Annotated in this window: 18 protein-coding genes; 7 read left to right on the forward strand and 11 right to left on the reverse strand. The window is 74.8% G+C overall.

Annotated features, from left to right (window positions below; translation table 11 throughout):
- Positions 1-104: 104 nt before the first annotated feature.
- Together ACGF15_RS11940 and ACGF15_RS11945 are read left to right on the forward strand one after the other, a co-directional pair.
- Positions 105-1,172 (forward strand): right-handed parallel beta-helix repeat-containing protein, encoded by a 1,068-nt coding sequence (locus ACGF15_RS11940; RefSeq protein ID WP_345609629.1) that lies wholly within the window; start codon positions 105-107, stop codon positions 1,170-1,172.
- A gap of 103 nt (positions 1,173-1,275) precedes the next feature.
- A complete protein-coding gene (locus ACGF15_RS11945; RefSeq protein WP_392798173.1) occupies positions 1,276-2,322 on the forward strand; it encodes a methyltransferase in 1,047 nt (348 codons plus the stop codon).
- A gap of 75 nt (positions 2,323-2,397) precedes the next feature.
- On the opposite strand, the gene ACGF15_RS11950 is transcribed toward ACGF15_RS11945, so the two are convergent.
- From ACGF15_RS11950 to ACGF15_RS11980, 7 genes are all read right to left on the reverse strand, one after another.
- Positions 2,398-2,730: a TcmI family type II polyketide cyclase gene (locus ACGF15_RS11950; RefSeq protein WP_360650382.1), complete on the reverse strand. Its 333-nt coding sequence runs from the start codon at positions 2,728-2,730 to the stop codon at positions 2,398-2,400.
- 41 nt (positions 2,731-2,771) lie between these two features.
- Positions 2,772-3,260: an SRPBCC family protein gene (locus ACGF15_RS11955; protein WP_345609623.1), complete on the reverse strand. Its 489-nt coding sequence runs from the start codon at positions 3,258-3,260 to the stop codon at positions 2,772-2,774.
- Positions 3,261-3,262: 2 nt separating this feature from the next.
- Positions 3,263-3,520, reverse strand: coding sequence for an acyl carrier protein (locus ACGF15_RS11960; RefSeq protein WP_256522039.1), 258 nt, complete (start codon positions 3,518-3,520; stop codon positions 3,263-3,265).
- 79 nt (positions 3,521-3,599) lie between these two features.
- Entirely contained in the window at positions 3,600-4,838 is a 1,239-nt protein-coding gene (locus tag ACGF15_RS11965) for a beta-ketoacyl synthase N-terminal-like domain-containing protein (protein WP_392798178.1), read from the reverse strand.
- The gene (locus ACGF15_RS11970) at positions 4,835-6,103 is read right to left on the reverse strand and encodes a beta-ketoacyl-[acyl-carrier-protein] synthase family protein (protein ID WP_345609618.1); all 1,269 of its coding nucleotides are present in this window, start codon (positions 6,101-6,103) and stop codon (positions 4,835-4,837) included. Before ACGF15_RS11970 ends, ACGF15_RS11965 begins: the two co-directional genes overlap by 4 nt.
- Positions 6,100-6,525, reverse strand: a complete 426-nt coding sequence (locus ACGF15_RS11975) for a cupin domain-containing protein (protein ID WP_256522035.1) — start codon at positions 6,523-6,525, stop codon at positions 6,100-6,102. Before ACGF15_RS11975 ends, ACGF15_RS11970 begins: the two co-directional genes overlap by 4 nt.
- A gap of 71 nt (positions 6,526-6,596) precedes the next feature.
- A complete protein-coding gene (locus ACGF15_RS11980) occupies positions 6,597-7,718 on the reverse strand; it encodes a SchA/CurD-like domain-containing protein (RefSeq protein ID WP_345609872.1) in 1,122 nt (373 codons plus the stop codon).
- Positions 7,719-7,960: 242 nt separating this feature from the next.
- Here ACGF15_RS11980 and ACGF15_RS11985 point away from each other — a divergent pair, with 242 nt between their 5' ends.
- Together ACGF15_RS11985 and gdhA are read left to right on the forward strand one after the other, a co-directional pair.
- Positions 7,961-9,631, forward strand: a complete 1,671-nt coding sequence (locus ACGF15_RS11985; RefSeq protein WP_392798182.1) for an FAD-dependent oxidoreductase — start codon at positions 7,961-7,963, stop codon at positions 9,629-9,631.
- 154 nt (positions 9,632-9,785) lie between these two features.
- Positions 9,786-11,141, forward strand: coding sequence for an NADP-specific glutamate dehydrogenase (gene gdhA, locus ACGF15_RS11990; RefSeq protein ID WP_345609612.1), 1,356 nt, complete (start codon positions 9,786-9,788; stop codon positions 11,139-11,141).
- A 178-nt stretch (positions 11,142-11,319) separates the two neighbouring features.
- On the opposite strand, the gene ACGF15_RS11995 is transcribed toward gdhA, so the two are convergent.
- The 4 genes from ACGF15_RS11995 to ACGF15_RS12010 form a co-directional block, all read right to left on the reverse strand.
- Positions 11,320-12,219: an endo alpha-1,4 polygalactosaminidase gene (locus ACGF15_RS11995; RefSeq protein ID WP_392798185.1), complete on the reverse strand. Its 900-nt coding sequence runs from the start codon at positions 12,217-12,219 to the stop codon at positions 11,320-11,322.
- The gene (locus ACGF15_RS12000) at positions 12,219-12,881 is read right to left on the reverse strand and encodes a helix-turn-helix domain-containing protein (protein ID WP_362608664.1); all 663 of its coding nucleotides are present in this window, start codon (positions 12,879-12,881) and stop codon (positions 12,219-12,221) included. The genes ACGF15_RS11995 and ACGF15_RS12000 overlap by 1 nt, the downstream gene beginning before the upstream one ends.
- 314 nt (positions 12,882-13,195) lie before the next feature.
- A complete protein-coding gene (locus tag ACGF15_RS12005; protein ID WP_362740755.1) occupies positions 13,196-13,696 on the reverse strand; it encodes a nitroreductase family deazaflavin-dependent oxidoreductase in 501 nt (166 codons plus the stop codon).
- A gap of 46 nt (positions 13,697-13,742) precedes the next feature.
- Positions 13,743-14,330, reverse strand: coding sequence for a TetR/AcrR family transcriptional regulator (locus ACGF15_RS12010; protein WP_392798190.1), 588 nt, complete (start codon positions 14,328-14,330; stop codon positions 13,743-13,745).
- A gap of 187 nt (positions 14,331-14,517) precedes the next feature.
- Here ACGF15_RS12010 and ACGF15_RS12015 point away from each other — a divergent pair, with 187 nt between their 5' ends.
- From ACGF15_RS12015 to ACGF15_RS12025, 3 genes are all read left to right on the forward strand, one after another.
- Positions 14,518-15,399: an alpha/beta fold hydrolase gene (locus tag ACGF15_RS12015; protein ID WP_392798193.1), complete on the forward strand. Its 882-nt coding sequence runs from the start codon at positions 14,518-14,520 to the stop codon at positions 15,397-15,399.
- A gap of 606 nt (positions 15,400-16,005) precedes the next feature.
- Complete coding sequence (locus ACGF15_RS12020; RefSeq protein WP_392798311.1) at positions 16,006-17,634, forward strand: hypothetical protein; 1,629 nt, start codon at positions 16,006-16,008, stop codon at positions 17,632-17,634.
- Positions 17,635-18,071: 437 nt separating this feature from the next.
- Entirely contained in the window at positions 18,072-19,298 is a 1,227-nt protein-coding gene (locus tag ACGF15_RS12025; RefSeq protein ID WP_392798196.1) for an esterase/lipase family protein, read from the forward strand.
- Positions 19,299-19,514 lie beyond the last annotated feature (216 nt).

Consider the following 19,514-nt stretch of genomic DNA (forward strand, 5'->3'; position numbering starts at 1 on the left):
GGGCCCCGGGGCCGATGCCCGACGCGGGCTCCCGGACGGGCGACACGACACCGCTCCGGGGCGGTTTCATGCGTTTCGCCCCGTTCGCCGCATAGCTTCATCATATGACGAGACGACACATCACCCTGCTCGGCTGCGCCGTCCTCCTCGCCTCCACCGGAATCGGGGCCGCACCCGCGGACGCCGCCGCTCCCACCACCCACCTCATCGGCCCCGGGCAGTCCATCCAGGACGCCGTCGACGCCGCCCGCCCCGGCGACACGGTCCAGCTCGCCGCCGGGACCTACCGGCAGAGCGTGCGCATCACCACCCCCGGCCTGACCCTGCGCGGATCCGGAGCCGACACCGTCCTGCGTCCCGCCCCCGGCACGGCGGCGGCCGGGAGCTGCGCGGCCGACGGCAACGGCGTCTGCGTCGAGGGCACCCGGGAGGCGCCCGTCGCCGGGGTGAGCATCCGCTCCCTGGCCCTCGACGGCTACCCCCGCAACGGCCTCTGGGCCGCCTGGACGGACCGCCTGACGGTCTCCGGGGTGGCCTCCCGCTCCAACGGCACCTGGGGCATCGCCCAGGAGCGCTCCACCCGCTCGCTGCTCACCGGCAACAGCGTGCGCGACAACGGGGACGCGGGCCTCTTCGTCGCCAACACCGTCACGGAGGAGGCCGGGGCCACCGACACCCTGGGCACCCGGATCGAGGGCAACGAGATGTCCGGCAACCGCATCGGCGCCACCGTGCGCCGGGTGCGCAACCTGGTCGTCGAGGCCAACGCCATCACCGGCAACTGCGCGGGGATCTTCCTCGTCGGCGACGAGTCCACCCCCCGCGCCGGGGCGCTGACGGTCCGCCGGAACGTGGTGAGCGCCAACAACCGGTCCTGCCCGGCCACCGCCCGCCTGCCCCGCATCCAGGGCGCGGGCGTCGTGCTCACCGGCACCGAGGACACCCTCGTGGAGTCCAACACCATCCGCGGCAACGTCGGCGCCACTCCCTTCTCCGGCGGCGTGGTCCTGTTCAAGAGCGTCGTCGGCGTCCCCGGGACCGGCAACGTGATCCGCGGCAACCTCGTCCTCGGCAACTCCTCCGCCGACCTCGCCAACCGCGACACGGCCGGCACCGGCAACCGGTTCGACGCCAACCTCTGCGGTGTGTCCGAACCCGCCGGCCTGTGCTGAGCCCCGCCGTTCGCTCGACGCCGTCCGGCCGGCCCCGGCGCCGGCCTCCCACGAGACCCCCCACGAGACCTCCCACGAGACCCTCCACGAGAAGCGAGACGCCATGACCTCCACCACCACCTCCACCACCGCCGCCGCCCCGCCCCAGGACGCCATGCGCCTGCGTGAACTCGTCTTCGGCGCCGCCTGCGCCGCCGCCGTGCGCGCCGCCGCCCGGCTCGGCGTCGCCGACGCCCTCGACGACACGCCCCAGGACGCCGAACGCCTCGCCGCAGCGGTCAAGGCCGACCCGAAGGCGCTCCGCCGCCTGCTGCGCGCACTCGCCTGCTACGGCGTCTTCACCGAGGAGGCCGACGGGCGCTTCGCCCACACCGACATGTCCCGCCAGCTGCGCGAGGACGACCCGCGCAGCCTCCGCTGGATCGCCCTGTGGTGCACCGAGCCCTGGACCTGGGCCGCCTGGCCGAAGCTGGACGAGGCCGTGCGCACCGGGGACAGCGTCTTCGAGGGCCTGTTCGGCAAGGAGTTCTTCCCCTACCTGCACGAGGACGCGGCGGAATCGGCCCATGTCTTCAACCGGGCCATGACCACCTCCAGCGTCCAGTCGGCCCGGGACGTCGCCGAACTGCTCGACCTCGACGGGGTGTCCAGCGTCGCCGACATCGGGGGCGGCCAGGGGCACGTGCTGGCCAGCCTGCTGGAGAAGCACCCCGGGCTGCACGGCACCCTGCTCGACCTGCCCGGGGTCGCCGGCAACGCCGACCCGCGCCTGCGCGAGGGCGGCGCCCTGGCCGACCGGGTCGCCATCGTGCCCGGCGACTGCCGCCGCGCGGTGCCGGTCCAGGCGGACGTCTACATCATCAAGAACATCCTGGAGTGGGACGACGAGTCCACCCGCCGCACCCTCGCCAACGTGGTCGGCGCCGCCCGCCCGGGCGCCCGGGTGATCGTCATCGAGAACCTGGTCGACGACTCCCCCTCGATGCGCTTCACCACGGCGATGGACCTGATGCTGCTCCTCAACGTCGGCGGTGCGAAGCACACCCGCGGCAGCATGGCCGCCCGGATGGCCGAGGCGGGCCTGGTGCTGGGCGAGGTGCGTCCGGTCAACGCCTATCTGCACGCCTTCGAGAGCACCGTCCCGGCCTGACCGGCCCGTCCCCGCGCCCGCACGGCGGCGGCCGGCCCCGCGATCCGCAGGGCCGGCCGCCGCCGTGCGCCGCCGTCAGGAGCCCGGTCCGCTGTGCCAGCTGTAGAACTGCTCGGCCATCGCGTCCTTCGGACTCCGCCAGGTCGCCGGGTCGTACGGGCTCACGAAGCGCGCGAGCCGTTCGCTGACGTCGCGGAACGCCGCGTGCTCGGTGACCTCGGCGATCGCCGGTCCCGGCGGCCGGTCCGCCTCGATCAGGTGGAGGTACACGTCGCCGAACTGGAACAGGCTGCGCCGCCGGACGCCGACGAGGTGCGGCAGCTCGCCGCCGTCGGATTCGGCGAACACCTCCGCGATGTCCGGCGCCGAGCCGGGGGCCATACGGGCGACGATCAGTGCGTGGTGCATCGGGGGCGTCCCTTCGGAGGGCGTCGGGTCGGTGCGGGTGGTCAGCCGCGGCTGACCGGGGCGGTCGCGCGGTCCCCCGCGCGGGCGCGCTGCTCGATGCGGTCCCGGATGAGACCCATCTGGACCTTCGAGTTCCGGTTGATGTTCTCGGTCATCCACTCGTCGTCGACGGGGGCGTCCGGCTTCATCGCGAAGTCCTGGGTCCAGTGCATGCGCACCGCCCCCTCGGGCGTCTCGGCGTACGTCCAGCGGATGTTCATGTACTGGAAGGGCCCGGTCTCGACCCGCCTGGCGCGCACCGTCAGCGCGGCACGGTCCGCCTCCCGCTCGGAGACCCAGCTCCAGACCTTGCCGTTCTCGTCCGGGTACATGGTCAGCCGGAACACCGTCCGGTCGCCGTCCCGCTCCAGCACCTCCACCGAGGCGTACTCGGTGAAGAGCTGCGGCCAGTGGTCGACGTCGTTGGTGACCTCCCAGACCAGGTCCAGGGGTGCGTCGATGAGGATCTCGTTCTCGGTGTGCCCGGACATGTTCAGGCTCCTGCCATCAGGGAGTCGTTGACGAGGTCGAGGAACTCGCGGGGCGTCTTGCAGCGGTCGGCGTCGGGCGGCAGCGCCCGTCCGTACCGGTTCTCCAGCTCGCCGACGATGCCGAGCAGGCCCAGGGAGTCGAGCCCGTACACCTCGAACGGGGTCTCGGGGTCGCGCTCCAGGGTCGCGGCGTCGACGGTGATGCCGGCGCCCTTCTTCATCAGGGCGGACAGCTCGTCCGCCGTCAGTCGTGCGGTCATGCGCACTCCACCTTCTCTCTCTCACAGTTGCGGTCGGCCCCCGGCACCGCGGCACGGCCCGGAGGAGGTCTCGGCCGGCTCAGACGGCCCGGCGCACCACCAGCGCCGCGTTGGAGCCCATCAGGCCCCGGCTCAGCACCAGCGCGGTGCGCAACTCCGCCGGTCTGGCCCGGCCGGTCACCAGGGCGAGGTCGTGGCAGACCTCGTGGACGTGCGGGGTCGGCGGCACCAGGCCGTGCTCCATGGCCAGCACCGCCGCCGCGGTGTCCAGCACCGGCGCACCGCAGTACGCCCGCCCGGTGCCGGTCTTGGGAGCCGTCACCGGGACCCGGGAGCCGTGCGGCCCGAGGGCGTCGGCCAGCGCCAGCGCCTCGGCGCGGTCCGCCTCCGGAAGGCCCAGGGCGTCCGCGAAGACCACGTCGACCTCCTCGGGTGCGCACCCGGCCTGCTCCAGCGCCCCGCGGATCGCCCGAGCGAGCCCCTCGCGGGACTCCTCCCAGCGCGAGGCACCGGTGAAGGTCGCCGCATGGCCGGCCACCTCGGCCCGTACCGGGGCGCCCCGGCGGCGGGCCGCGCCCTCGTCCTCGACCACCAGCATCGCGCCGCCCTCGGCGGGCACGAAGCCGCAGGCCTGCGGGGTGAACGGGCGGTAGGCCCGCTCCGGCTCCTCCACACAGCTCAGCTCCCGGTAGCCCAGCTGGCACACGATCGAGTACGGCGCCAGCGGCGCCTCGGCCGAGCCGACCACCACGGTGCCGGTTCCCCGGCGCACGGCCGCGGCGGCGTGCGCCACGGCGTCCAGACCGCCCGCCTCGTCGCTGGCCACGACCCCGCAGGGGCCCTTGAACCCGCCGCGGATCGATATCTGGCCGGTGCTCGCCGCGTAGAACCAGGCGATCGACTGGTAGGGGCCCACATAGGTGGAGCCCTGGCCCCACAGCCGCTGGAGCTCGCGCTGGCCGAACTCGCCGCCGCCGGAGCCGGCGGCGGTGACCACACCCACCGCGTACGGGTCCTGCGCGAGGGCGTCCGCCGTGAACCCGGCGTCCGCGAGCGCCATGTCGGCCGCCGCCATCGCGAAGTGGCTGAAGCGGTCCGTCTGCACCAGGTAGCGCTGCTCCACCTGCGCCTCCGGGTCGAAGCCCCGGACCTCGCCGGCGACCCTCAGCGGCAGATGGCCGCACCCTTCGCGGGTGACGTGGTCGAGGGCGCTCACGCCCTCCCGGGCGTTCTTCCAGAAGGCGTCCGTGCCCACACCGCCCGGAGCCACCACGCCGATCCCGGTGATCACCGGACGTCGTGCCCGATCCGTACTCATCGCGTCCTCCCGTCCGGCCTGCTGAGCACCACCGCGGACTGGAAGCCGCCGAACCCGCTGCCCACCGACAGCACGGTGCGCAGCCTCGCCTCCCGGGCGGTACGGGGCACGTAGTCCAGATCGCACTCGGGGTCGGGCGTCTCGTAGTTCGCCGTCGGCGGCACCACCTGGCGGTCCAGGGCCAGTACGCAGGCCACGACCTCGATCGCGCCGATCGCCCCCAGCGAGTGGCCCACCATGGACTTGATGGAGCTCATCGGCACCCGGTAGGCGTGCTCGCCGAGCGAGCGCTTCACCGCGGCCGTCTCGTGCCGGTCGTTCTGCTGGGTGCCGGAGCCGTGGGCGTTGACGTAGTCCACGTCCGAGGGGTCCCGCCGGGCCATCTCCAGCGACCGGTCGACGGCCCGGGCCATCTCCAGCCCCTCGCGGGTCAGCCCCGTCATGTGGTGGGCGTTGCCGAACGTCGCGTAGCCGCCGACCTCGCAGTACACCCGGGCCCCGCGGGCCCGCGCCCGCTCCAGGTCCTCCAGCACCAGCACCGCGCCGCCCTCGCCCATCACGAAGCCGTCGCGGTGCGCGTCGAAGGGACGCGAGGCGTGCGCCGGGTCGTCGTTGTTGGCCGAGGTGGCCCGGATGGCGTCGAAGCAGGCCACGGTGATCGGCGAGATGGGCGAGTCGGAGGCGCCCGCGACGCACACGTCCACCCGTCCGTCCACGATCGCCTGGTAGGCGTAGCCGACGGCGTCGAGGCCGGAGGTGCACCCCGTGGAGACCGTCTGGACCGGCCCGTGCGCGCCCGTCTGCTCCGCCACCTCGGAGGCGAGCGTGCTGGGCGAGAAGGCCCGGTGCAGATGCGGCTGCGCCTCGCTGTGGTCCACGTCCCAGCGCCGGCCCGAGGCGCTCACCGCCACGTAGTCGTGCTCCAGTCGGGTGGTGCCGCCGACGGCGGTGCCCATGGACACCCCGATCCGCCACGGGTCCTCCCGCTCCATGTCCAGCCCCGAGTCCGCCAGCGCCTCGCGCGCGGCGACCATCGCGAACTGCACATAGCGGTCGGCCCGGCGGACCGTCTGCGCCTCCAGCCCGTGCACCGCCGGGTCGAAGTCGACCTCCGCGGCGATACGGGACCGGAAGCCGGCCGGATCGAAGAGGGTGATGCCCCGCGTCGCGGTACGGCCGTCCGCGAGGAGGTCCCAGAACGCCGGCGCACCCACACCACCGGGTGCGACGATGCCGACGCCGGTCACCGCCACCCGTCGGCTCACGAAACCGCCCCCGTGGGCTGCGCCGCGTCCTCGGGCCGTGCGGTCTCCTCGGTGTCCACGTGCCCCAGCTCGGGGCGGGGCGCCAGGGGACCGAGGTGGAAGACCATCCGCGCCTCCACGGCTCCCACGTTGCGGAAGCGGTGGCGCACGTTCAGCGGGATCATCAGCCCCTGGTCGGTGCGGATGGGGAAGGTCTCGTCGTCGAGGTCGACCTCCAGCTCACCCGCGACCACGTACACGAACTCCTCGGAGTACGGGTGGTAGTGCTCGGCGATCCGATCGCCCGGAGCGATGATCGCCAGCCCCATGAAGCCGCTGGTGGCGCCGACCGCCGTGGGGGTGAGCACGGCGCGCAGGTCCCCGCCGCGCCGGCGGTTGGGCTGGGTCTCGGAGAGGTCGACGATGCGGTGTGTGGTGTTCATGAACGCTCCTCCACGGAGAGGTGAGGGGTGGTGGTGCCGGGCGGGCGGGTACCGAGCGCCCGTGCGTCCGCTCAGGCCGCGCGGCGGTCGGTGACCAGCCGCATCTCGGCGCGGTGCAGCAGTGACAGCGCGAAGTCCGTGTCGTCGCCGCAGGCCCCGACACCCAGGGCGTCGAGGTCGAGCAGGCGGGCCAGCACGGCCGCCTTGCGCGGCCCGCGGGCCGCTGCGGCGAGCAGCGGGTCGGAGTCCAGCGGCCCGCGCACGTCCACCAGGCGGACGACGATGTCGTCCCGCTGGAAGACCGTGCTGCTGTCGACGAGCCCCGCCGGGTCCTCCGCCGCCGCCTCGTCCTGCTGCGCCAGCAGCCTGGCCAGCGCCATGCCGCACCCCGGCTTGGCCGGGTAGAGCAGCGCCCGGCGCTCCACGTCGCCGTGCGGGGCACCCCGGGTCGCCAGGTGGTGGACGGAGGGGAGCGCCGCACGGGTGAAGAAGGTGCGCGCCGACTGCGGGTCGTCGAGGTCCCGGTCCTGCTCCAGGAACGGGTTGAGCGCCTCCTCCACGGCCCGCACCTCCGGCTGGCGGGCCACATGGCGCAGGGCCGCCATCAGGTCGCCCTGCACCTCCACGGTCCGCACCACGCGGTTGCCGTGCAGGAAGAGCGAGGTGCGCCGCAGCCGGGTGGTGTCGTCGACGCGGGCCTCGGGCGAGGCGTAGTCGGCCAGGATCGCGGCGACCTTCTCCTCGGAGCCCGGGCGGACGGTGAAGGTGAGCGCGTGCCGCACCACCCCGTCGCCCACGCGGGGAGCCGCCTGGAAGGCGCCCGCACGGGTGCGCTCGGCCGGGGCGTTCACCCCGCCGGTCTCGCGCAGGATGCTGTAGCGGAAGGAGCGGGTGTCGCGCACGCAGTCGTGCAGTGGCTTCACCGTGTCGAGGTGCGCCTCGCTGTTCACCCAGGCCAGGAAGGGCGGTGCGCTCTCCCATTCGCTGGTGATCAGCCACTGCGAGGGGTTCTCGATCGACTGGCACAGCTGGTCGCTGATGTGGCCCGGTACCGAGGCCACCTGGTGGCGCATGTGCTCGTAGGCGGTGAGGAACTCCTGCTGCGCACCGTCGTGGAGGTCGAGCAGCAGCACCACACGCAGCCGGGATCCGTCGAAGGCCGACTGGGATATGCGTTCGGACAGGGTCGTCATGATGGTCACGCCTCTCATGGGACGGGGATGTCGCCACGCGGTCACCCGGGAGACCGGGCCTGCACCGGGCGCGGACAGAAAGCGCTCGCGTCACGCACCGTGGCGGTCCGCTCTCGATCCTCGGGCCCTACCACGGGTGGCGCGAGATGTGTGAACCAGCCGGGTGAAGAGCCGAGGCAACGCCCCGCGCGGGGGCATGGAAAGGTCGTCCCCTTCCCTGCGGCCCTGGCAGGAGCCCCTGTATGCAGCAACAAGCCGAAGTACGTGTCCCGGTCCTGGTCGTCGGCGGGTCCCTGGTGGGCCTGTCGCTCTCCCTCTTCCTCGGCAGACTGGGCGTCGAGCACATGCTCGTCGAGCGCCACGCGGACACCTCCCGTCATCCGCGCGGCCGCGGCAACAACGTCCGCACCATGGAGATCTTCCGTACGGCGGGTGTCGAACAGCAGATCATCGAGGCCGGCCGCCTCCTCGCCGGCAACCACGGGATCCTCCAGACGTCGAGCCTCACCGCGGGCGACGACGAATGGCTGGTGCGCAACGTTCAGCCCCCGGGCGGACCGGCTCGCTTCAGCCCGTCCGCCTGGTGCGTGTGCAGCCAGAACGACCTGGAGCCGGTACTGGTCGAACACGCCCGCAAGCTCGGCGGGGACCTGCGCTTCTCCACCGAGCTGCGCTCCTTCGAGCAGGACGCCGACGGCGTCCTGGCGGTCGTGGAGGACCGCGTCACGGGCACCGCCCGCACCGTGCGCGCGGACTACCTCGTCGCGGCGGACGGCCCGCGCAGCCCCGTGCGCGAGCAACTGGGCATCGGCCACAGCGGGCCGGGCGAGCTCTTCCACAACGTGAGCGTCATGTTCCGCTCCCGCCGGCTCGCCTCCGTGGTGGGCGACCGCCGCTTCATCGTCTGCTACGTCACCGGCGAGGGCGGCGACGGCGCGCTGCTGCCCGTCGACAACGAGGAGAACTGGGTCTTCCACGCTCCCTGGCAGCCCGGCCGCGGCGAGAGCCTGGACGACTTCACCGACGAGCGCATCACCGCCCACCTCCGGGTGGCCGCGGGCACGCCCGACCTCGACGTCGAAGTCCTCAGCAGGTCCCCCTGGCACGCCGCCGAGCGCGTCGCGGACCGCTACCGCGACGGCCGGGTCTTCCTCGCCGGCGACTCCGCCCACGAGATGTCCCCGACCGGCGCCTTCGGGTCCAACACCGGCATCCAGGACGCCCACAACCTCGCCTGGAAGCTCGCCGCCGTCCTGCGCGGCGAGGCCGGTCCCGGCCTCCTCGACAGCTACGAGGCGGAGCGCCGCCCCGTCGCCCAGGCCACCAGCGCCCGCGCCTCCGCCCGCTCCGGCGAGCACAGCCACCCCGGCTACGACCCCGCCCCGGGCCCCGGCGGCCCCCGCACCGGCATGCTCGCCGTCGCCCTCGCCTACCGCTACCGCACGGGCGCCGTCGCCGGTGCGGACCCCGGCCTCCCGATCGTCCCCGAGACGCCCGACCTGCACGGCGAACCGGGCAGCCGCGCCCCCCACCTGTGGCTGTACCGGCCTGCCGAGCAGCGGACCGTCTCCACCCTCGACCTCTACGAGCGGCAGACGGTGCTGCTCACCGGCGTCGAGGGCGCCGCCCGGTGGCGGGCCGCCGCGGCGGGGGCCACCGCGCGCCTCGGCGTCCCCGTCACCGTCCACACCGTCGGCGAGGGGCCGGAGGCGGACCTGGTCCCCGAGGCCGGGACCGACTGGGCGGCCGAGCACGGCGTCACGGGCGCCGGGGCGGTGCTGGTGCGCCCCGACGGCTTCGTCGCCTGGCGCACCGAGGGTCCCGCCGAGGACCCGCAGGCGCTGCTGACGGAGGTGCTCGCCGAGTTGATGGACCGCGCTCCGGGGGCTTCCCGGCCGGCCGCGCGCGGCTGATAGCGTCCGCGGGGGAGGCGGCCCGAGCCGCCTCCCCCTCGTGTGTGCGTGAACGTCAGGGACGGGGCTGCCGTACTCCACGCAGGCAACGACACCTGGACGACCCGCTCCGGCCGGGGCAGCGACCCGACGGCCGGGCAGGAAGGGAAACGCTGTGGCAGCTGAACCTCCGAAGGACCGCCAAGCCGCCCTCTACGACGAGCTGGTGCGCCGCAACCCCGGTGAGAGCGAGTTCCACCAGGCCGCGCACGAGGTCCTCGACAGCCTCGGTCCCGTCTTCGCGGCCCACCCCGAGTACGCCGAGCCGGGCCTCGTGGAGCGGCTGGTCGAGCCGGAGCGGCAGATCATCTTCCGGGTGCCCTGGCAGGACGACCGCGGCCGGGTCCAGGTGGCCCGGGGCTTCCGGGTCGAGTTCAACAGCGCCCTCGGCCCGTACAAGGGCGGGCTGCGCTTCCACCCCACCGTCTCGCTCGGCGTGGTCAAGTTCCTCGGCTTCGAGCAGATCTTCAAGAACGCCCTCACCGGCCTCGGTATCGGCGGTGGCAAGGGGGGCAGCGACTTCGACCCGCGCGGCCGGTCCGACGCCGAGGTCATGCGTTTCTGCCAGTCCTTCATGACCGAGCTCCACCGGCACATCGGCGAGCACACCGACGTGCCGGCCGGCGACATCGGCGTCGGCGCCCGGGAGATCGGCTACCTCTTCGGCCAGTACCGCCGGATCACCAACCGCTGGGAAGCCGGGGTCCTCACCGGCAAGGGCACCGCCTGGGGCGGCTCCGAGGGCCGCACCGCGGCCACCGGCTACGGCAGTGTGCTGTTCGCCGCCGAGATGCTCGCCGCCCGGGGCCAGGACCTCGCGGGGCTCACCGCCTCCGTCTCCGGCTCAGGGAACGTCGCCCTCTACACCATCGAGAAGCTGTCCGCCCTCGGCGCCCACCCCGTCACCTGCTCCGACTCGCAGGGCTGTGTCGTCGACGAGAAGGGCATCGACCTCGAACTCCTGCGCACGGTCAAGGAGGTGGAGCGCGGCCGGGTCAGCGACTACGCGGAGCGGCGCGGCGGCTCGGCGCGCTTCCTGCCCTCGGGCAGCGTCTGGGACGTGCCGGTGGACGTCGCCTTCCCCTCCGCCACCCAGAACGAGCTGGGCGCCGACGACGCGCGGGCGCTGGTGCGCGGCGGGGTCCGGGCCGTCTCCGAGGGCGCCAACATGCCCTGCACCCCCGAGGCGGTCCGCGTCTTCCAGGAGGCCGGCGTCGCCTTCGGCCCCGGCAAGGCGGCCAACGCGGGCGGCGTCGCCGTGAGCGCCCTGGAGATGCGGCAGAACGCCTCCCGGGAGAGCTGGGGGCGCGAGCGGGTGGCGGCCGAACTGTCCGTGACCATGGCCGGCATCCACCGGGTGTGCCACGAGACCGCGGAGCGCTTCGGCAGACCGGGCGACTACGTCACCGGGGCCAACATCGCCGGGTTCCTCCGGGTGGCCGACGCGATGTCGGCCCAGGGCGTGGTCTGACCGCAACCGGCCGGGCCCTCCGGGCGCCGGGGCGCCGCCCTCGCGGCGTGCCCGGCGCCCGGCGCGTGTCCGGACGCCCTGTCGCCCGCCCGTCCGGTCCGGTGCCGCCCCGGCAGGGCCACGGCCGGGGCGGCACCGGACCGGACCGCCCGTGCCCCTGCCGGGCGAACCCGTCCCCTCAGCAGGTGCGGTGCACGTGACCGGGGCTCCCCGCGGGACGCACCTCCCGGTCCCGCAGCGTCACGGACAGCGGCGCCCCGCCCCGGTTCCGGCAGGCGGTCGCGAAGTCCGGGGCCCGGTACTCGACGTCGAACACCCGGCCCTCGTAGGCCTCCTGGTACGCCGTGCACTCGTCGTAGCGCCCGCACTCCTCGGCCACCGCGAAGTCGAAGCCCATCCGGTCCCGGGCCCCGAGGAGTTCGGCGCCGTTCTTCTGCGCGATAGCCAGCCCGCGGGCGTGGGCCCGCTCGCTCAGCAGACGGGCGAAGGCGACGGCGTGGTCCGCGGTGAGCAGGCCGTCCGACCGGGTGTACGAGTCCAGGTTGTCGGGCTCGACGGCGTCGTAGCCGTCCTCGGCGCAGCCGTCGATCCAGGGGCCGATCACCTCCATCAGGGCGCTGCGGCGGGCCTCGGTGGAGATGTCGAGCAGCGGCTCCTCCCAGTCCTCGTCCACGACCAGGGCCCCGCGGCCGTCCCGCAGCAGCAGCCGCGGGTGGTGGGTGCGCCACCAGTCCACCTCGTCACCCGGCTGCGCCTGGAAGGCGTTGACGTAGCAGACGTTGTAGAGGCCCGGGGCCGGCTCCGCGCTGCGGTCCCGGGCCACGGCACGGACCGCGCCCGGCGGGGCGTAGGGGCCCCCGATCTGGTAGTCGAATACGGTGCCGGGCTCGGGCGGCCGCACGGCCTCGGAAGCCCCCGGTCCGGGTGCGCTCGGGTGCGGCTCCCGCTCCCCGCCGCCGGAGCAGGCCGCCGTGAACAGCAGCAGGACGGCGGTCGCAGCGGCCGCCGCGGCGCGGGCCGCCCGGCCCGCCGCGGGCCGACCGCTCGGGTGCGGGCCCCCGGCCCCCGGCGCCCGCATCAGGCGCCGTCCCCGTGCGCCGCCAGGGCCCCCGGGGTCTCCGCGAGCGCGCGGACCTCGGACTCGGCCCGCTCGGCCGGAACCCCGACGGCCATCAGGGCCGTCACGGCCGTGGCCCGGCCGTCGTCCTTCCAGGCCCCGCGGCCCACGCTCTCCAGCAGGGACAGGGTGAGGGCCTCCAGCGCGGCGGCGAGCACCGGCGCGGGCACCCGGGTGCGGAACAGGCCCGCCGCCTGGCCCCGGGCCAGGACGGCGCCCGTGGCCTCCCGGGCCGGGGCGAGTACCTCGGCGATCCGCTCATGGCCCAGATCGCGGCGGGCGAGGGAGATGAGCATGCGGTAGCGGTCGCCGACCGGCCAGATGGTGAGCACGAACCGCGCGAGGGCGCGGTCGGCCGCCTCCCCGGGGCCGCCGGCCGCAGCGGCCGCGCGGACGGCCGCCGCCAGCGACCGGGCCGCCTCCTCCGCCAGTGCGTCGAGCAGGGCCGTCCGCCCGGGGAAGTGCCCGTAGACGGTCCGCCGCACGACTCCCGCGGCGCGGGCGATCTCCTCCAGGGTGGTGTCCGGATGGAAGGCCAGTTCCTGGCGGGCCGCGGCCAGGATCCGGGCGCGGTTGGAACGGGAGTTGCGGCGCTGCGGCTCGCGGGCGGCGGGCTTCGTCACGGGGATACCTCGTCGGGACCGTCGGGCCGGGTGTACCGCCGACCATGGTCGCACGGCACGGCGCCCCGCGCGGGCGCCCGCGGCCCGCCTCCCGGCCCGGCCCGGCATCCCGCGCGGGCGCATGGGGCTTCCCGGCCCGGCATCCCGCGCGGGCGCATGGGGCGCCACGAGGCCGAGGACGATCGGCGTGACGTCGCCCGGGGCCCGCGCGGGCGCATGCGGCCGCGGCCACACCCGCGGGCCCTCGTCCGGGCCCCCGGGGCCCGCGCGGCATGCGGCTTCCCGGCCCGGCCCGGGAAGCCTTCCGCCGGGCGCTATGCGTCGCCGGGCGACGGGCGCAGGGCGATCAGGGGCACGCCCCCGTGGCGGTCCGCCCCCAGCGCCTCGAAGTCGGCCTGGGTGCTCGGTGCGTGGCCGACGGACCGCATCAGGCGCCCGGCCAGGCGCGGATGCCGGCGGGCGTAGTCGGCGAGCGCCCTGCCGGACTCCTCCGGCGGCAGCGGGACGGCGGTGCCCCGGCGGGTCCGGCGCCCCACCTGGTAGTGCACCTCCGGCGTCGCCAGGATGTTGCGCAGCCACTGCGAGCGCTCCCCGTAGCCGGAGGCGATCAGGTAGCAGCCCGGCTCCGGAAGCCGGGCGACCACTTCCAGCACCACCTGACGGGGCCGGCCGGAGACCCGGCCGGTGTGCGTCAGCAGCACCATGCGCTGTCCCAGCAGGCCCCCCAGCCCGATGCGGTAGAGCCCGATGGGCGCACGCAGCGCCAGGCGCCGGAGCCCTTTCCCGGGCGGTCCCCCTCTGAGCGGATTGAGCATGGCCGTCCTCTCCTTCCTCTTCTGCGGGTCGCTGGGTGCGGATGCGTCATGCGCGGGGCGGCACCAGCAGGGTGACGAGCGGTTCGACGAGAGGGCCCAGCTCGACCTCCGGATCGAACAGCCACTGCAGGACGCACCCCTCGATCGCTCCGACGAGCACGGTGGCGTGGGCGGACGGCGCGACCGCCGGTGCGGCGGCGGCCCGTGCGTCGCGCTCCTCCAGCAGGCCGGCGACCACCGCGCGGTACTCCCGGTAGAAGCCGGCCATGTCGATCCAGGCCGGCCGGCGCGCCCCTGCGGACCAGACGTCGAGCAGCACCCGGGCGAGGTCGCGTTCGCCCTCCAGCAGCTCCATGGCCGCACGCACCAGGAACGCGAGCCGCTCCGCGGGACCGCCCGGATGGCGGCCGACCTCGGCGAGCAGTGCGCCGGAGCGGTCCGCGAGCCCGTCGAAGGCGGCACGCAGCAACTCCTCGCGGCTGCCGAAGGAGAGGTAGACACTGCCTTTGGCGACACCGGCCTCGCGGGCGATGTCCTCGATCCTGCTGGCGGCGTAGCCCTGCCGGGCGAACACCCGCACCGCGGCGCCGAGGATCTGCTCCCGCCGGGCCTCGCGATCCACCTGCCTGGGCACCCGTGATCCCTCCGTTGATGACTGACTGGTCGGTCATTATTGCAGACCTCGGCCGTCGGTACTCGGGCGGCCCGCGCCCCGGCCGCGGCCCGTGCGCGCGGGACAGCGGCACGGGGGGACGGTCCACCCGGTGGGGCCGCCGGGAATCCGAGTGCGCCCCCGGAGGCGGCCGTGTCATGCTCTCCGCATGTCGATCACGGCTGTATCCCCCGACGTGTCCCTCGCGTACGAGTGCTTCGGCGACCCGGAGGATCCCACGGTCCTGCTCGTCATGGGTTTCGGCGCGCAGATGCTCGCCTGGCACGAGGACTTCTGCCAGGCGCTGGCGGACCGCGGCCGCCATGTGATCCGGTACGACAACCGCGACTGCGGGCTGTCCACCAGGTTCGGCGAGCACCCCGTCGACATGGACGGGCTCGTCGCGGCCGTCACCTCGGGCGACCTTCCCGGCGCGCAGGCGATGGTGCCGTACCGGCTCCTCGACATGGCCGGGGACGGCCTCGGCCTGCTCACCGCGCTCGGTGTCGAACGCGCCCATATGGTCGGCGCCTCGATGGGCGGAATGATCGCCCAGACGATGGCCCTGTCCGCCCCGGAGCGGGTGCTGACCCTGACGTCGATGATGTCCTCGACCGGCGAGAGTGCCTACGGCAACCCCAGCCCGGAGGCCCAGGCGGTGCTGCTCGGCGGGAGGCCCGCGGACCGCGAGGGATACGTAGCGGCGGCGGAGAAGGAGCTGGTGTGGGCCTCCCGGCGCTACGGCGACGCCGCGGTGCTGCGCGAGCTGGCCGCCGAGAGCTACGACCGCGCCTACTACCCCGAGGGGACCGGACGGCAGCTCGGGGCGATGATCCTCAGCGGTTCACGCGCACAGGCACTCCGCGGCCTGCGGGTGCCGACACTGGTGGTCCACGGGCTGGACGACACGCTGATCGACCCCAGCGGGGGTCGGCGCACGGCGGAACTCGTGCCCGGCGCCGAACTCCTCCTGATCCCCGACATGGGACACGACCGCCCGCGTGAACTCTGGCCCCGCCTCGTCGACGCCCTGGTGGCGCACACGGCCTGAGCGGGTCGCGCGAACGTCGGCCTGGCACGCGCGGTACCGGAGCGCGCGGGCGACCGTGAAGTGTCGTCGTCTCCGGCGCTCCGGGCGGCCGCGCGAGGGCTGCCCGGAAGGCCCCCGTCGTACCCACCGAACAGCCCCGGCTCGCGCCGCTTCCGGAGGCCGCCGCAGCCGGGGGAACCCTCGCAGCGGTGTGCCGACGGGGCTCCCCGCGCCAGGGCCCGCCCAGCCGTCCCCGGCGGGGCGGGTGACGGCAGCCGGGCACCGCCTCGCCCCATCGCCCGGATGCCCGGTGCGAAGGCGGTCCTCCGCCCTCGCGGGGCACGCCGTCGGGCCGCCGCGCTCCGGTCCACCGGGGACGTGACGGCCCTCGGCACCCGCTTCGCGCCCCCTCCGTACGCCGCGCACCCGCCCCTCGCCGGGGCGGCCCGCGCACCACCACCCCCGCCGCTGCCGGAGCACGCACGGGCGGCGAAGCGCGTCGCCCGCCCCGACGGGCCGGGCGCGTCCGGCCGGAACGGCTGTTCCCGCCCGTCTGATGGGTCATCATCCCCAGTGATGGAGAAGCACCGAGGTCCCCGGATCAGGGCACAGGCGGAAGGTTCGTACATGGTGGTGGAGGCCGGCACACGGCAGCAGGAGCGCGTCGCGGGACGGGTATGGACGGTACGGCTGGATCCTGACGGCCGCCCGTCAGCCGGTGCGGTGAAGCTCTCCTGCTCGCGCCCGGCCTGCGCCGACCAGCGCGTCCCCGGCGGTGCCGCCGCGGGGCGCAAGGCCGCGATCGCCCACGTCAACATGCACCTGGCCGGCATCCGCGAGGGAGGCGGGCCGCGCGGCACGGCATGGTGCGCCTGCCGTGCCGCCGACTGCGCGTGGCACACCCCCGACCCCGCCACCGCACGGCGCGGCGCGGCGAACCCGCCGGAAGGCGCGGTGCGGTGCGGCGGTCCGGTGGTCCTGGCGGTGCACGCGGACCGGGCCGGAAGGCTGTGGCGGATCGCGGAGCTGTGCGCGCGCTGCGCGGCCGCCACCCCCGACAGCCGGGTCCTGGACACCGCCCAGCCCCCGCCCCGCCCCGCCCCGGCAGGCGCCGGCCGGGCCGCGGGGGACCGGGCACCGGCGCAGGAGCCCCCGGTCGGCACGGCCGGGGCCGCGACACCCGTGTTCTCCGACCAGGCCCCCTCCCAGCGCGTCGGCGCGACCGCTCCGAGCCCCGGGGACGCCCTGCTCCCCGGTGCTCGGAGCGGCGCCCCCGCCGCCGCGCCCCGGCGGGCGAAGCGCTGGGGGAAGATCGCGCAGCGCACCGTGCCGCACGACCTCGAACCGGATGTGCTCCGGGCGGAACTCATCGAGCTCGGTGACGCCTTCCGCGCCTACCAGCGGCGCCCCGAACCCGACCTCGCCCTGCTCGCCGGGCTCCACGACCGCAAGGCCCGCGCCTTCCGCCTGTGGGCCGACGTCGGCGGCGACGCCTCCCTGCGCCAGGAGGCCGTTCGCGCCGAGAAGGCGGCGCAGACCACCCGGGAGATGCACGCCAACCGCGGCGGCCCCCAGCCGGGCGGCGGACCGGTGGTGGAGCGGCTGCTGACCCGGCAGCAGGCCGCCCACGCCCGTGCCGTGCTGGAGTACGTCGCCGCCCACGCCCCGGATCCGCGGGCCGAGGTGCGCCTGGCGGTGCTGATGCTCACCCTGCGCGCCGCGCGCGCCGGCACCGGGAACATCACCGGTCAGGATCTCGCCGGCTGGCTCTCCGGCAGCGCCGAGGCGGTGCTTGAGCAACTGGTGGAGGCGGACTGGCTGCGTCTGCCCGGATCCGTCGCGGAGGTGATGGCCTCCCGGCCCGAGGACCCCGCCACCGTCACCGTCCCGGCCCTGCTGCCCGAGCGGACCCGCCCGTTCGACTTCGGCAAGACCCCCCGGGCGAGAATCTCCGGCTGGGCGCAGAAGGCCGTGGGCGACCGGAAGCTCCGTAAGAAGAAGGCCACGGCCGCCACCCGCCTCCTGGCCCTGTACACGGCTGCCCACGCCCGCGCGGAGGGCGGCCTCGGACCGGCCGGGGACGGCGGCCTGGACCTGGAGCGGGCCGCCGCGTTCTGCGACCTGCGGCCGGACCGGATCGCCGAGCAGGTGGACCTGCTGCTCGCCGCCGACTGGCTCGCCGAGGCCGACACCACCGGCGGACGGCTGCACGGCCGACTCGCCGAGCGGACCCTGCCGCTGGGCGGACTGCTGTAGGCACCGCCCGCCCCACCCCTCCGGTGGTCTCGTCCATGCCCCGTAGCCCGATTCACCCGGCGAACAGGTGTGCCCGCACCTGCCGTCGGCGGGCACCGGGCCGCAGCGGCGAGCGGGAGCCGGAGGGGGGTCATGGCGGCCGCCGCCCCGTGCCCGGAGGCGAGGAAGCCCTCCGGGGGCCGACCCGCCCCGCACACCGCAGAGTTGTGGCGGACCGGAGAGGCGGCGGCCTGCTGCGGGCGTGTGCGATCTGCCGACGCACCACCCGGGCGCACGGGGAGTCAGGTCCTTGCGGACAATCTGCCCTTCAGAGGAATTCAGCCCTTCAGGGGGATTTCCGCCCGAACTCGGCAGATCGCCGATCGGCTGGCTCAGGACGGGGCGCGGCGCCGCAAGGGCGCCGCAACCCGATGTCCACAGCAGGTCAGGGGAAGGGCATGTCCGAACCCGCAGAGCGCGACGTCATCGCCGCGTTCGAGGGCGCAGCGCCGATCGCGCTCGCCGCCACCCCGCCCAAGGAGCTGGTCGCACCCGCGCCGCATCCCGACGACACCTGGCAGCTCCCGGGCGGCACCGCCTGGGTGTACTACGGCGAGGGCAACAGCGGCCTCGTGCGGCCGGTGCTCATGGCCGACGGCTTCAACAGCGGGCCGAGTTCCCTCGACGAGCTCTGGGCGGGCCTGCAAGGCTCCGCCTGTCCGCTGATCGGTGAACTGCGCCGACGCGGACGGGACGTCGTCCTGATCGGCTTCGACGAGCGCAGCGCCTCGATCCTCGACAACGCGAGCACGGCCACGGAGGCCGTCCGTCGTGCCGCCGCCGAGAGGCCGGGCCGGACCCGCCTGGCCGTAGGCGGCTTCAGCATGGGCGGCCTGGTGACCCGCTACGCGCTCGCCAGGATGGAAACGGAAGGCATCGACCACCAGGCCGGCGTGTACTTCTCCTACGACAGCCCTCACAACGGCGCCCACATCCCCCTCTCCCTGCAGGCGTTCGCGCACTACATCCGCAGGCTGGACAGCCGCTTCTCCGACCAGATGAACAGCCCTGCCGCGCAGCAGCAGCTGTGGCGGCACATCGAGGACTGGTCGGACAAGCCCGGCGTCAGCCCGCTGCGCACCCAGTTCCTCGACGAACTGGAGCGGGTTGGCGGCTGGCCGCGGATCCCGAAGATCCTCGCGGTCGCCAACGGCACCGGCGACGGCACGGGCAACGGCATCGAGCCGGGTACCACCGCGGTCAAGGGCAAGGGCCTCGCCATCACCGGCACCGACCTGCGCACGATGCCGCCAGAGGGCGACTCGCTCGCTGCGACGCTCCGCGTCGTCACGGCGCAGAGGAACGACGTCCTCGCCGAGAACCTCCCGGACGTCGAGGGCGCCCCCGGCGGCACCCTTGAGAGCTTCCGGATCCTCGCCGACGTGCTCAACAAGATCATCGGCCTCGGCGTCGACATGCCCGTCGAGGACCACTGCTTCGTCCCCTCGGTGAGTGCGGTCGCCGTCCGGGGCCTGGACACCCACCAGGACCTGTACGCGGACATCGCGTCCCTGCCCCCGGACGAAGCCCAGGTCGACGACTTCCTCTGCGCGACGCGGAACGAACGCCACACCAAGGTCACCGAGGAACTCTGCACCTGGCTCCTGGACCGCCTGCCCGACTGACCGGCCCGGGCGCCAGGCGGACGGGCAGCGGGGCCGGAGAGGGGCTTGCGCCCGTCCGCCCGGCCCACCCCCGCGGGCGGCACCACCCGTTCCGCCGCGGTCGGGACACTCGGCCGCCGAGCGAGGGCGCGATGGTTCCCGCCACCGGCCCGATGGCCCACCCCGGCCCTGGTGTGACCGACTGCTTCATCCGGCGGGTCCGGCCGGATGAAGCAC

Source organism: Streptomyces sp. NPDC048001 (assembly GCF_043203115.1).
Classification (GTDB): Bacteria; Actinomycetota; Actinomycetes; order Streptomycetales; family Streptomycetaceae; genus Streptomyces; species Streptomyces sanyensis.

Excerpts from the sequence above, each read along its gene's own strand:
- ACGF15_RS11975 (WP_256522035.1), bottom strand. The coding sequence starts at position 6,525 with ATGAACACCACACACCGCATCGTCGACCTCTCCGAGACCCAGCCCAAC.
- ACGF15_RS11965 (WP_392798178.1), bottom strand. The coding sequence starts at position 4,838 with ATGAGTACGGATCGGGCACGACGTCCGGTGATCACCGGGATCGGCGTG.
- ACGF15_RS12020 (WP_392798311.1), top strand. The coding sequence starts at position 16,006 with ATGGTGGTGGAGGCCGGCACACGGCAGCAGGAGCGCGTCGCGGGACGG.
- ACGF15_RS11960 (WP_256522039.1), bottom strand. The coding sequence starts at position 3,520 with ATGACCGCACGACTGACGGCGGACGAGCTGTCCGCCCTGATGAAGAAG.
- ACGF15_RS11995 (WP_392798185.1), bottom strand. The coding sequence starts at position 12,219 with ATGCGGGCGCCGGGGGCCGGGGGCCCGCACCCGAGCGGTCGGCCCGCG.
- ACGF15_RS11945 (WP_392798173.1), top strand. The coding sequence starts at position 1,276 with ATGACCTCCACCACCACCTCCACCACCGCCGCCGCCCCGCCCCAGGAC.
- ACGF15_RS11950 (WP_360650382.1), bottom strand. The coding sequence starts at position 2,730 with ATGCACCACGCACTGATCGTCGCCCGTATGGCCCCCGGCTCGGCGCCG.
- ACGF15_RS11980 (WP_345609872.1), bottom strand. The coding sequence starts at position 7,718 with ATGACGACCCTGTCCGAACGCATATCCCAGTCGGCCTTCGACGGATCC.
- ACGF15_RS11955 (WP_345609623.1), bottom strand. The coding sequence starts at position 3,260 with ATGTCCGGGCACACCGAGAACGAGATCCTCATCGACGCACCCCTGGAC.
- ACGF15_RS12005 (WP_362740755.1), bottom strand. The coding sequence starts at position 13,696 with ATGCTCAATCCGCTCAGAGGGGGACCGCCCGGGAAAGGGCTCCGGCGC.
- ACGF15_RS12025 (WP_392798196.1), top strand. The coding sequence starts at position 18,072 with ATGTCCGAACCCGCAGAGCGCGACGTCATCGCCGCGTTCGAGGGCGCA.
- ACGF15_RS12015 (WP_392798193.1), top strand. The coding sequence starts at position 14,518 with ATGTCGATCACGGCTGTATCCCCCGACGTGTCCCTCGCGTACGAGTGC.
- ACGF15_RS11985 (WP_392798182.1), top strand. The coding sequence starts at position 7,961 with ATGCAGCAACAAGCCGAAGTACGTGTCCCGGTCCTGGTCGTCGGCGGG.
- ACGF15_RS11940 (WP_345609629.1), top strand. The coding sequence starts at position 105 with ATGACGAGACGACACATCACCCTGCTCGGCTGCGCCGTCCTCCTCGCC.